Below are 12,121 nucleotides of genomic sequence, written 5' to 3' on the forward strand. Positions count from 1 at the left end.
GTCAATCCCCTATGAGAACGGATAAAAGCCGCAAACGGTTCGTATTCCTCTGTGTGGCACCGGCTACCATCCTGTTTTTCCTCTTTATGATCCTGCCCACCCTCAACGTGTTCCGCATGAGTTTGTATGAGCGGGGTGCCTATTCTCCCAACGAGACCTTTGTGGGGCTTAAAAACTTCCAGCATCTGCTGCGGGACGCCCAGTTCATCCGCTCCATGCAGAATATGATCCTGCTGGTGGTAACGGTCACCCTGATCACCTTCGCCTTTGCACTGGTATTTGCCGCCATCCTCACCCGGGAGAAAATCAAAGGACAGAACTTTTTCCGCATCATCTTCTATATCCCCAACATCCTGTCGGTGGTCGTCATCTCCGGCATCTTCTCTGCCATCTATAAGCCGGAAAACGGCATGCTGAACAGCATCATCGGTCTGTTCCGCAACATGAGCGACCCCATTTTGTGGAAGGGTGAAAAGCTGGTCATTCCCTCCATCATCATTGCCATGGTGTGGCAGGCCATCGGCTACTACATGGTCATGTATATGGCCTCCATGTCTGCCGTGCCCATCAGCCTGTACGAGAGCGCCAATCTGGACGGTGCCGGGCGGCTGACCCAGTTCTTCCAGATCACCATCCCCCTCATCTGGACGAATATCCGCACCACTTTGACCTTCTTCATCATCTCCACCATCAACATGGCCTTCCTCTTCGTCAAGGCCATGACAAGCGGCGGCCCCAACGGCGCATCGGATGTGGCGCTAAGCTATATGTACAGCCAGAAGGACGCCGGTCTTTACGGTTACAGCATGGCCATCGGCGTGGTAATCTTCCTGTTCTCGTTTGCCCTGTCCGCCTGTGTCAACAAGGTCACCAACCGCGATACGCTGGAATTTTAAGGAGGGAAGAAGATGCAGAATACCACCGAAAAATCTTCCCGCTCTGCGGAAGGTCTGTACAAGTTTTTCATCTATTTTGTGCTGGTTCTGCTGGCCGTTACCATCATCGTGCCGGTGGCATGGGTGTTCATGGCCTCCATCAAGCAGAATGCAGAGTTCTACGGCAACCCGTGGGCACTGCCCGCCGGGTTCTACTGGCAGAACTTTGTCAACGCATGGAACGGCGCGAAAATGGGCGAATATATGCTCAACTCGGTCATCGTCACCGCGCTGGCGCTGGCGCTGCTGCTGGTCGTTGCCCTGCCCGCCGCCTACTGCCTGTCCCGCTTTCACTTCAAGGGGTGCAAGGTGCTGAACACCCTGTTCATGGCGGGCTTGTTCATCAACGTGAACTACATCGTGGTGCCCATCTTCCTGATGCTGCGGGACGGCGATGTGTGGCTGAAAAGCCATTTTGGTAGCGGCTTTCTGCTGAACAATCTGGTGGTGCTGGCGGTGGTATACGCCGCCACCGCGCTGCCCTTTACCATCTACCTGCTGTCGGGCTACTTTGCCACCCTGCCCCACGATTTTGAGGAGGCCGCCTATATCGACGGTGCAAGCTATTTTTCCACCATGACCCGCATCATCTTCCCCATGGCAAAGCCCTCCATCATCACCATTATCCTGTTCAACTTCCTGTCCTTCTGGAACGAGTATATCATCTCCATGACCCTGATGAGCTCCACCAAGGCACCCCGCACCCTGCCGGTCGGTCTTTTGAACCTGATGCAGGCGCAGCAGAGCGCCGCCCAGTACGGCACGATGTATGCAGGTCTTGTGCTGGTGATGCTGCCCACCCTGATTTTGTACATCTGCGTGCAGCGGCAGCTGACGCAGGGCATGACCGTGGGCGGCCTGAAAGGTTAAGGTGACAAACGATGAAAGCATACTGGAAAAACCATCCCGCCCTGCGCATGGTCCTGATGCTGGTGCTGTTCGTGCTGGCACTGGTGCTGGTGGTGTCCGGCTGGAAAATGACCGGACAGCTGGCAGGGCTTGGCATCATGCTGGTGGGCGTAGCGCTGCTGCTGGCTGTGCTGGCGCTGTATAACGCCGCCTACGATTGATCCCCTACGATTCAAAGAGAGGCAAAAGGAGAGTTTCCCATGGATGAAATAAGAAAGACCGGGCGCGTGACCATTCCCACAGACCTGGACGTTGTGCCCGAAACGCTGGAAATCTTAAAAAAGTGGGGTGCTGATGCCATCCGCGACTGCGACGGCACCGACTTCCCGCAACAGCTCAAGAATGCGGACGCCAAGATCTACTCCACCTACTATACCACCCGCAAGGACAACGCATGGGCAAAGGCAAACCCGGACGAGGTACAGCAGTGCTACATCATGACCGGCTTTTACACCGCCCCCGGCGACACCGTGACCATCCCGCTGATGAAGGGCATCAGCCCGGAGCTGATGCAGGTGAACACCAACGACGACATCACCCGCTGGTGGGAGGTCATGGATCGAACCACCGGTCAGCCCGTGCCGCCGGAGCAGTGGAGTTACGCCGACGGCAGTGTGACCGTACAGGCCGTACCGTTCCATGAGTATACCGTCAGTTTTCTGGCTTACCTCATCTGGGACCCGGTGCATATGTACAACGCTACCACCAACGGCTGGACGAATTTTGAGCACCAGATCACCTTTGACGTGCGTCAGCCCAAGACCCACAAGTATTCCATGGAGCGCCTGCGCAAGTTCATTGCAGAGCACCCCTATGTAAACGTCATCCGCTACACCACCTTCTTCCACCAGTTCACCCTGATCTTCGACGAGCTGAAGCGGGAGAAGTTCGTGGACTGGTATGGATACTCTGCTTCGGTCAGCCCTTATATCCTCAACCAGTTTGAGCAGGAAGTGGGCTACAAGTTCCGCCCGGAGTACATCATCGATCAGGGCTACTATAACAACCAGTATCGGGTGCCCAGCAAGGAATTTCGGGATTTTCAGGCCTTCCAGCGCCGCGAGGTGGCAAAGCTTGCCAAGGAGATGGTGGATATCACCCACGCGTGCGGGTGCGAAGCCATGATGTTCCTCGGCGATCACTGGATCGGCACCGAACCTTTCATGCCGGAGTTCAAGACCATCGGACTGGATGCCGTAGTGGGCAGCGTGGGCAACGGCTCCACCCTGCGCCTGATCTCTGACATTGAGGGCGTGAAGTACACCGAGGGCCGTTTCCTGCCGTACTTCTTCCCCGACACCTTCCACGAGGGCGGCGACCCGGTGCGGGAAGCCAAGGAGAACTGGGTTACAGCCCGCCGCGCTATCCTGCGCAAGCCCATCGACCGCATCGGCTATGGCGGCTATCTGAAACTGGCCTTGCAGTTCCCGGAGTTCGTGGACTACGTGGAGAGCGTCTGCAACGAGTTCCGCGAACTGTACGAGAACATCAAGGGCACCACACCCTACTGTGTCAAGCGGGTGGCCGTGCTGAACTGTTGGGGTAAAATGCGGGCTTGGGGCTGTCACATGGTGCATCACGCCCTCTATTACAAGCAGAACTATAGCTATGCCGGTGTCATTGAGATGCTGTCCGGTGCGCCCTTTGATGTGAAGTTTATCAGCTTTGAGGATATCAAGAACGACCCGCATCTGCTGGATTCGTTGGATGTCATTATCAATGTCGGCGATGCCGACACCGCACACACCGGCGGCATCTGGTGGGAAGATCCGGAGATCTCCTCCGCTATCCGCAAGTTCGTCTGGAACGGCGGCGGCTTTATCGGCGTGGGTGAGCCTTCCGGTCACCCGTATCAGGGCCACATTCTCCAGCTTGCCAGCGTGCTGGGCGTGGAGGAAGAAAACGGCTTCACCCTCAACTACGACAAGTACAACTGGGAAGAACACCCGGACCATTTCATTCTGCAGGATGCCGACCAACCCGTGGACTTTGGCGAAGGCAAGAAGAACATCTATGCGCTGGAAGGCACCGAAGTACTGGTGCAGCGAAACAAAGAAGTGCAGATGGCGGCACACGACTTCGGCAAGGGTCGTGCCGTGTACATCAGCGGTGTGCCTTACAGTTTTGCCAACAGCCGCACCCTTTACCGCGCTATCCTGTGGAGTGCCCACAGCGAGGAGGAACTGCATACATGGTTCAGCTCCAATTATAATGTAGAAGTTCACGCCTACGTCAAGAACGGCAAGTACTGCGTGGTGAACAACACCTACGAGCCGCAGGACACCACCGTTTACACCACAGACGGCAGCAGCTTTGCTCTGCATCTGGATGCCAACGAGATCAAGTGGTATGAGATCTAAGTTCTCCTTTTCATAAACGAACACAACGGGCAGCTCTGTTATCAGAGCCGCCCGTTGTGTTTGCTGTATCTGCCGATAACTCAACCTGTGTCAATCGAACGCGCAATGGAGATGGCTGGAAACGCAGAAATTCAGTAATGCGAGCGTAATAGACCTGCAGAAAAAAGAAACTGCCCGTGCGAGTATGCGTAAGATGGTGAAACACTTACTGAAAAAATTTAAGTATCGACAATTTTCCGTACAACTTCCAAGACCGGCTTCAGCCGCTACCCTTTGGTGGTACAAAGGTGCAGTTCTATACACCCAGTCTGGAGGACTTGGTGATTGCAAAGCTGTGCTCTTTCCGGGACACCGACAAGGCAGACGTAGAGAGCGAGGTTGTGCGGAACTCCTTGGATTGGAATGTATTGGAACACCTTGCAACGGGTGAGGATGAGTTGAGAGCCAGCATTCTGAATGACTGGCGGTATCGGGATTTCTATATCCGCTATCAGGAGTATGTAGAGAGGTGGAGACCATGTGAAAGCTGACATTTGAAGGTTTCTTGAAGCAGTATGTGGCAGAGCTTTCCGGGGTACAGACGGCTAGTATGCGGTGCGCTGATGTTCGGCGAAAGCGGAACCAGTGCCACCGGGCGCACCTACTATTGTTATAAATGCGCCAACGTCAAGCGGCGTAAGGGCTGCAACAAAAAGACCGTGCAGAAGGATTGGCTGGAAGATCTGGTCGTCCGGGAGACCATGAAGCTGATTCAGGACGATGCGGTGATCGACAAGATCGTTCAACTGGTCATGGATGTCCAGAATCAGGAGAACACCACGATCCCGCTGCTGGAAAAGCAACTGCGAGAGGTTAACAAAAAGCTGGACAACCTGATGAAGGCGATCGAGGACGGCTTGTACACCCGGACAACGAAAGAGCGTCTGGAAGCACTGGAGAACCAGAAAGATGAGCTGACTGCAAAAATTGCAGATGAAAAATTGAAGAAGCCCAGCTTCAATGAGGATTTCATCCGGTTCTGGCTGATGAAATTCAGAAAGTTCGATATTTCGCAGAAAAAGCAACGAAAAGCGTTGATTGAAATTTTTGTCAATGCCATTTTCCTGTACGATGACCGGATGCTGATCACGTTCAACTACAAGGATGGCACCCAAACCGTCCGTTTTGAGGACACTCTGACCACCGATTCGGTGGAGGAAAAAGTTCGGATTATTTGTTTTCTACCTTGATTTTATTTGGCTTATAATGCCCGCCAATCACGAACAAAGCCCCGCCCTGCGCCGCACGGGAATGTGTGCGATGCAGGGCGGGGCTTGCTGCTTGTTAAGTTTCCGGTTCCGCCTTGGCGGCGTCGAGGAAGGCTTTGATCTTGTCGATCTGGATCTGTGCCACGGCACGGCCGGTCTCGTAGACGCGGCGCAGCTGGACCGGATCGCGCTCCATGGAGCCGATCTCCAGCGGGATGGGCGGGCGGATGACGTAATCGGCACCGGCCTGCTCCAGCATGGAGATGTAGCTCAGCGTCTCGTTGTAGCGTTCGTGACGGTCGGCAACGGCTTCCACAAAGGCCGGATAGCGCAGATACCGCGCCCGGATGGCGGGCAGCAGGGGGTTCTTCTTTTTCACAAAGCCCTTGGGCTGGGTCAGCACAATGAGGTTGCGTTTGTAGCCGATGGACTCGAAGAACCGCACGGGGATGGAATCGGCAATGCCGCCGTCCAGCAGGCCGTAGTGGCCGATCTTTACGATCTTGGCCGCCAGCGGCATGGAGGCGGATGCCTGCATCCAGCGGACATCCTCGGCGTCACCCTTGCGGCATTTGTGGTAAATGGGTTCGCCGGTCTTCACGTCCGTGCAGACGACGAAGAAATCCATGGGCGAGGCCGCAAAGGCCGTTTCGTCGAACGGGTCCAGCTTTTCGGGGACATCGTGATAGCAGAACTGCTCACTGTACAGGTTGCCGGTGCGCAGCAGGTTGCCGAAGCTTGCGTAGCGCTTATCGTTGCAATACTGGGTGTTGTAGCGGATCACACGGCCGATCTGATGGGACTTGTAGTTGCAGCCGAACACCGCACCGGCCGAAACGCCAATGGCACCGTCTACCGTGATGTCATGTTCCATCAGCACATCCAGAACGCCTGCGGTGAACATACCCCGCATCGCGCCGCCTTCCAAGACCAATCCTGTTTTCATATGGTGTTGCTCCTTCTTGTCCTTCGTATCCCACAGTGCGGGAGGCTCTCCACAACCTCCGCAGCTCCTCGGCCTCGTATTCCGAGGATTACCTTCAGTATACTCGAATTTTTGGAGAAAACAAGAGAGAAATTGCCCAAAAGACCTTGAAATCCGGTAGGGGAATCCGGTATACTAGGTGAAATCGAAATGCTGTATCAAAAGCTTGGAGGAAGAGACTGAAATGAAACTGCTGGAAGATCGTATTCGCAAAGATGGTATCGTACGCGAGGGCAATGTGCTCAAGGTGGATAGCTTTATCAACCACCAGATGGACATTCCGCTGTTCCGGGAGATGGCAAAGGAGTGGAAGCGCCTGTTTGCAGGCAAGCCCATCAACAAGGTGCTCACCATCGAGGCCAGCGGCATTGGCATTGCAGCCATCGTGGCCAGCGAGTTCAACGTGCCGGTGGTATTTGCCAAAAAGTCCATGAGCATCAATCTGGACTACAACAACTACGAAACCAAGATCCAGTCCTTCACCCACAAAAAGATCTACAATGTGATCGTCTCCAAAAAGTTCCTCACCCCGGAAGACCATGTGCTGATCATTGACGATTTCCTTGCCAACGGCTGTGCCCTGATGGGCCTGCTGGATCTGGCCAAGGAAGCCGGTGCCACAGTGGAGGGCATCGGCATTGCTGTGGAAAAGGGCTTCCAGCAGGGCGGCGAGCTGATCCGCAGCAAGGGCATCCAGCTGGAGAGCCTTGCCATTGTGGAGTCCATGGATGCGGCCACCGGTGAGATCCGGTTCCGCGAGCAGCCGCAGCAGAATTAACCACGAACCTTTCAGACCGCTTCGGCGGTCTTTTTTTGTTAGGGTGTATCTGAAAAGTCGAAAATTTAGTCTATTTCTACAAGCACAGCCGGATCTTGCGTGAAACAGCCTTGAAATCCACAAAGGATTCCTGCGGCTCTTTGCCTTAAATCCTGCTTGTGCTTGCGAAATATTCGTCATTTTCTTTGTTTTCAGACACACCTTAGGCACCATCGAAGCTGTCACCGTCGGCGGGCAGGTCGGCAGCGGTGGGCTCGGAGGCAGCTGCATCCGGCACAGCGGCGCGGGGCACGCCCTTGTACACCAGCGTCTGTTCCAGAACCTCGGCGCACACCGGGGCTGAAAGGCTGCCGCCGGCAGTCGTCCAGCTGTGGGGTTCGTCCAAGCACACCAGACACAAAAACTGCGGGTCGTCGATGGAAGCCACGGCCACAAAGCTGGCAATACGGGCTTTTTCGTCGGCGCTGTCCAGCTTCTGGCTGGTGCCGCTCTTGCCGCCTACCCGGTAGCCCGCAATCTGTGCGTTCCGTCCGCCGCCGTAGAGCACCACGGCTTCCATCATCTCACGCATGACGGCGCTGGTCTCGGCCTTGAGCACCTGCCGGGTGCAGGCGGGGCCGATGTGTTCAATGAGGCTCCCATCCGGCGCAAGGATGTCGGAGACCACGTAGGGCCGCATCAGCTTCCCGCCGTTGACTACGGCGCAGATGGCCGCTGCCATTTCGAGGTAGGAGATCTTGCTGCTCTGGCCGAAGGCGCAGGAGGCCAGCTCCACCGGTCCCATGCGGTCGGCGGTGTAGTACAGACTCTTTTTGGGCTCGGCGGGCAGATCGACCCCGGTTGGCTCCCGCAGGCCGAAAGCGGCAAAGTAATCGCAGAAGGCTTTCTTGCCCAGCCGCGCGCCAATCTGGATAAAGCTCTGGTTGCAGGAATTTTCCAGCGCCTGGGTCACGGTCTGGCTGCCGTGGCGCTTGTGGTTGGCGCAGTGGAACCGTGTGCCCGCCACCGAGATGGACTCGCCGCAGTAAAAGGTGGAGTTTTTGTTCACAGCCCCGGCATCCAGCGCGGCGGCGCAGGTGATGAGCTTGAACACGCTGCCCGGCTCGTACAGGTCGCTGACGGCCTTGTTGCGCCACTGGGTCTGCTGGGCCAGCTGCAGGGCGGCACGGCGCGCCTCGCTGGAAAGGCCCTCCACCTGATTCCGTGCGGCTTCGTCTGCGATGACGCGGGGCTCGTTGGGGTCGTAGGCAGGCGTGGTGGACATGGCCAGCACGGCCCCGGTGTTCACGTCCATCACGATGCCCACGGCGCGCGCCGCCACATGGTGTTCCTGCACCGCGTACCCCAGTGCGTTTTCCAGATAGTGCTGGATCTGGGTGTCGATGGTCAGCCGCAGGCCGTCGCCCTCGGTGGGGAAACGCTCGGTCTCGTAGCTCTGCTCCAGTGTGTAGCCCCAAGCGTTGACGGCGGTGAGCACCACGCCGTTCTCGCCGGTGAGCAGGCCGTCGTATTGCAGCTCCAGCCCGGAGACCCCGGCGTTGTCCACATTGGTGAACCCCAGCACCGACGCGAGGAACTGCCCCTGCGGATACCACCGTTTGGAGTCCTGATTGATGCGGATGCCGGTGATGCCGTTCTCTTCACAAAAATCCCGCACGCGGTCGGCGGTGTCGCGCTCCACGCGGTAGCGCAAAAGGCAGTCGTTGGAGCGGCGGTCGCGGAACGATTCCAGCAGGCTGGCCGCGTCGAGGTCCAGGATGTCCGCAAGGCCCTCGGCGGCGAGGGAGAGCTTGTCGTCTGGCATCTCGCGGGGCGAGGCGCGGAGCGTCCAGCAGCTGCTGTTGGCGGCAAGCAGTACACCGTCGGCGCTGTAGATACGGCCCCGGTCGGCAGGCACCACAGTATCGCGCAATTGCTGGCCGAGGGCGCGGTCGGTGTACCAGCGGCTGGTGCGCAGCTGCAAATAAAACAGCCGCGCTGCCAGCCCCAGGCAGACGGCGCAGAATACCACGGCCACCATCCGCGCCCGGCGGCGGAAGGCCTTCTCCGGGAGGGTGCGGAGAGGCATGACATCATCTCCCTTCGCCGCTATTTTATGTACCGGCGGCTCCAAAAAGACTAACGCCCCGGCCTCCGGCGTACAATAAGAGGACAGGGGGTGAACGGATGAAAGAAACTGCTGCGGCCCGGCCCGGCGGGCGGCACCGGGTCGGGCTGCGGGCGTTGCCTGCGCCGGACCTGCCGTTTCTGATGCTGGTGCTCACGCTGGTGGGCTTTGGCCTTGTAATGCTGGGCAGTGCCAGCAGTGCAGTGGCGCTGTACCGGCGGGGCGATGCTTTTGCCTACCTGCGGCCGCAGCTGCTGTATGCTGCGCTGGGCATCGCCGGGATGGGCCTTGCCAGCCGGGTGGATTACCACATCTTCCACAAACTGGCGTGGCCGCTGCTGGGCGTTTCGCTGCTCTTGTTGACGGCGGTGCTGTTCATGCCGGAGTACAACGGCTGCAAGCGCTGGCTGGTGCTGCCGGGCCTGGGTACACTGCAGCCCAGCGAGATCGCCAAATTTGCGGTGGTGCTGGTGTTTGCGCATATCATTGCGCTCAACCACGACCGCATGGGCAGCTTTGCGGTGGGGGTGCTGCCCTTTGCACTGGTGCTGGGAGCGGTGGCGGTGCTCATGCTGCTGGAACCGCACCTTTCCGGCACCGTGCTCATTTTGGGCATCGGCGCGGTGCTCATGTTCGTGGGCGGCACCGGCCTCAAGTGGTTCGTGCTGGCGGGCGTGGGCGGTGCCGGAGCCATCGCGGCGGCGGTGGTCATCATGCCGGATCTGGTGCCCTATGCGGCAGACCGCCTCCGCTCCTGGCAGGACCCCTTTGCCGATCCGCTGGGCGACGGCCACCAGACCATCCAGAGCCTGTATGCCATCGGCTCCGGGGGCGCGGCGGGCCTTGGCCTTGGCAGCAGCCGCCAGAAGCACCTGTTCGTGCCCGAACCGCAGAACGACTTCATCTTTTCCATCCTGTGCGAGGAACTGGGCTTCATCGGGGCCTGTGCAGTGGTGGGGCTGTTCGTGCTGCTGCTGTGGCGGGGCATCACCATCGCAGCCAGAGCGCCCGACCGGTTCGGTGCGCTGCTGGTAGTGGGCTTTGTGGTGCAGGTGGCCCTGCAGGCAGTGCTGAATATGGCGGTAGTCACCAACACCATCCCCAATACCGGCATCAGCCTGCCGTTTTTTTCCTCCGGCGGCACCAGTCTGATGATGCTGCTGGGCGAAATGGGCATTGTTCTGTCCGTTTCGAGGGGCGAGACGTAAAAAGAGTGCAGGACCCGCCTGTTTCCGGAAACCACGCTGTGCTTCCGGCCTGCCAAAGGCTCCCCCTTTGGGGGCGCTGGTACGCGAAGCGGGACGGAGAAGGACAAACAAAACGACAAATTCCAATGCACATGCAGCCCTCATTTCGCATACCGTGGGGTATCTTTTGCGAAATGGGGGCTGCATTTATGGAAAACCGGATCGTGGTGATGGGCGGCCGCCCGCTGAACGGTGCAGTGCGCATCCCGGCAGCCAAAAACAGCGTGCTGCCGCTGCTTGCGGCGTCGATGCTCTGCGGCGATGTGCGCCTGCGGGCCGTGCCGCGCCTTTCGGATGTGGCGGCGAGCCTGGCGCTTTTGCGGGGCGCAGGCTGTGCGGCCCGGTGGGAAGGGGAGGATATCCTTGTCTCTGGTACCCCGCAGAACAGCAGCCTTCCGGGGCAAACTGCCGAACAAATGCGGGCGTCCATCCTCTTCTGTGCGCCGCTGCTGGCAAAGCTGGGCCGTGCCGAGACGAGCCTGCCCGGCGGGTGCAACATCGGGGCGCGGCCCATCGACCTGCATCTGGCCGGGCTGCGCCAGATGGGGGCGGTGGAGTGGGAGGCAGGCCCCGGCCGGCTGGTGCTGACGGCTCCGTCCGGCCTGCACGGGGCAGAGATCACCCTGCGCTTCCCCAGCGTGGGGGCCACGGAGACGCTCGTGCTGGCAGCGGCCTGCGCCAGAGGCACCACCGTGCTGCGGGGTGCGGCGCGGGAGCCGGAGATCGCAGACCTGGCCGCATTTCTGAACCGCTGCGGCGCACACATCCAGGGGGCGGGAAGTTCCACCCTTTGCATCGAGGGGCGGCGGAACCTTTCCGGCTGCGTGTTTTCGCCGCTGCCGGACCGCATTTTTGCCTCCACGCTGGCCTGCGCGGTGGCGGCAGCGGGCGGGCGCGCTGAACTGAGCGGCTGCCCGGCTTTGCTCTATGCGCCGGTACTGGAAATTCTGGAACAAATGGGGTGCCGGGTGGAGAAGGGCGGTGACAGCGTCCGACTCTCCCGCTTCGGGCGGCTGTATGGGGCCGGGCGGGTGTTCACGGGCGTTTACCCGGCCCTTGCCACGGATGCGGCCCCGCTGCTGGCGGCGGCTATGCTCTGCGCCGAGGGAGGGAGCAGCATCGAAGACGTCATCTTTGAGCGGCGGTTCGGCTGCGCGGCCGGTTTTGAACGTCTTGGCGCGAAGGTTCAGGTCAATGGACGAACGCTGTGTATCCGGCCGGGCGGGGTGCTGCGGGGCACGGAGCTGGCTGCGCCGGACCTGCGGGGCGGGGCTGCGCTGGTGGTGGCGGCGCTGGCCGCGTCCGGGACCAGCGTGATCGGCCACCCGGAACATATCGACCGGGGGTATGCCGCTTTTACGGAGATTTTGTCATCTTTAGGGGCACAAATTCGCCGTGAAGAGCGCTCCCGAAACTCATCTGCGAAAAAAACCTCTTCAAAAAAGCAAAATCATCTTGCAATCGGAACAAAAAGATGATACGATACAGTTATATAAATGTAGGTTTGATATAATTCTGTGCGAAATGCTCAGGTCTACGATAAAATCCGATGG

Annotated in this window: 11 protein-coding genes; 9 read left to right on the forward strand and 2 right to left on the reverse strand. The window is 58.7% G+C overall.

Annotated features, from left to right (window positions below):
- The first annotated feature begins 11 nt into the window (after positions 1–11).
- The 6 genes from ACNQFG_RS07355 (at position 12) to ACNQFG_RS07380 (ending at position 5,433) form a co-directional block, all read left to right on the forward strand.
- Positions 12–896, forward strand: a complete 885-nt coding sequence (locus ACNQFG_RS07355; protein ID WP_005926926.1) for a carbohydrate ABC transporter permease — start codon at positions 12–14, stop codon at positions 894–896.
- Between the two features lie 12 nt (positions 897–908).
- A complete protein-coding gene (locus tag ACNQFG_RS07360; protein WP_005946252.1) occupies positions 909–1,805 on the forward strand; it encodes a carbohydrate ABC transporter permease in 897 nt (298 codons plus the stop codon).
- Positions 1,806–1,816: 11 nt separating this feature from the next.
- Positions 1,817–2,005 carry a DUF6903 family protein gene (locus ACNQFG_RS07365; protein ID WP_005946255.1) on the forward strand — a complete coding sequence of 63 codons (189 nt, stop codon included), beginning with the start codon at positions 1,817–1,819 and terminating at the stop codon, positions 2,003–2,005.
- A 39-nt stretch (positions 2,006–2,044) separates the two neighbouring features.
- Positions 2,045–4,204 carry a 1,3-beta-galactosyl-N-acetylhexosamine phosphorylase gene (gene gnpA, locus ACNQFG_RS07370; protein ID WP_154258517.1) on the forward strand — a complete coding sequence of 720 codons (2,160 nt, stop codon included), beginning with the start codon at positions 2,045–2,047 and terminating at the stop codon, positions 4,202–4,204.
- A gap of 224 nt (positions 4,205–4,428) precedes the next feature.
- Positions 4,429–4,734, forward strand: a complete 306-nt coding sequence (locus ACNQFG_RS07375; protein WP_423406562.1) for a DUF6036 family nucleotidyltransferase — start codon at positions 4,429–4,431, stop codon at positions 4,732–4,734.
- 24 nt (positions 4,735–4,758) lie between these two features.
- Entirely contained in the window at positions 4,759–5,433 is a 675-nt protein-coding gene (locus ACNQFG_RS07380) for a recombinase zinc beta ribbon domain-containing protein (RefSeq protein ID WP_423406470.1), read from the forward strand.
- 94 nt (positions 5,434–5,527) lie between these two features.
- Here ACNQFG_RS07380 and ACNQFG_RS07385 read toward each other — a convergent pair whose 3' ends face one another.
- A complete protein-coding gene (locus tag ACNQFG_RS07385) occupies positions 5,528–6,397 on the reverse strand; it encodes a patatin-like phospholipase family protein (protein WP_423406471.1) in 870 nt (289 codons plus the stop codon).
- 223 nt (positions 6,398–6,620) lie between these two features.
- Here ACNQFG_RS07385 and ACNQFG_RS07390 point away from each other — a divergent pair, with 223 nt between their 5' ends.
- On the forward strand, positions 6,621–7,214 hold the full coding sequence (locus tag ACNQFG_RS07390; protein ID WP_423406472.1) for a xanthine phosphoribosyltransferase: 594 nt from the start codon (positions 6,621–6,623) through the stop codon (positions 7,212–7,214).
- Between the two features lie 202 nt (positions 7,215–7,416).
- Here ACNQFG_RS07390 and ACNQFG_RS07395 read toward each other — a convergent pair whose 3' ends face one another.
- Positions 7,417–9,282, reverse strand: coding sequence for a peptidoglycan D,D-transpeptidase FtsI family protein (locus tag ACNQFG_RS07395; protein ID WP_423406473.1), 1,866 nt, complete (start codon positions 9,280–9,282; stop codon positions 7,417–7,419).
- A gap of 98 nt (positions 9,283–9,380) precedes the next feature.
- Between ACNQFG_RS07395 and ACNQFG_RS07400 the strand changes: the two genes are divergently transcribed.
- Both ACNQFG_RS07400 and ACNQFG_RS07405 read left to right on the forward strand, forming a co-directional pair.
- Positions 9,381–10,529, forward strand: a complete 1,149-nt coding sequence (locus tag ACNQFG_RS07400; protein WP_423406474.1) for an FtsW/RodA/SpoVE family cell cycle protein — start codon at positions 9,381–9,383, stop codon at positions 10,527–10,529.
- 188 nt (positions 10,530–10,717) lie between these two features.
- Positions 10,718–12,046 carry a UDP-N-acetylglucosamine 1-carboxyvinyltransferase gene (locus ACNQFG_RS07405; protein ID WP_423406475.1) on the forward strand — a complete coding sequence of 443 codons (1,329 nt, stop codon included), beginning with the start codon at positions 10,718–10,720 and terminating at the stop codon, positions 12,044–12,046.
- Positions 12,047–12,121 lie beyond the last annotated feature (75 nt).

It is taken from the genome of Faecalibacterium prausnitzii, assembly GCF_049532945.1.
Classification (GTDB): domain Bacteria; phylum Bacillota; class Clostridia; order Oscillospirales; family Ruminococcaceae; genus Faecalibacterium; species Faecalibacterium prausnitzii_N.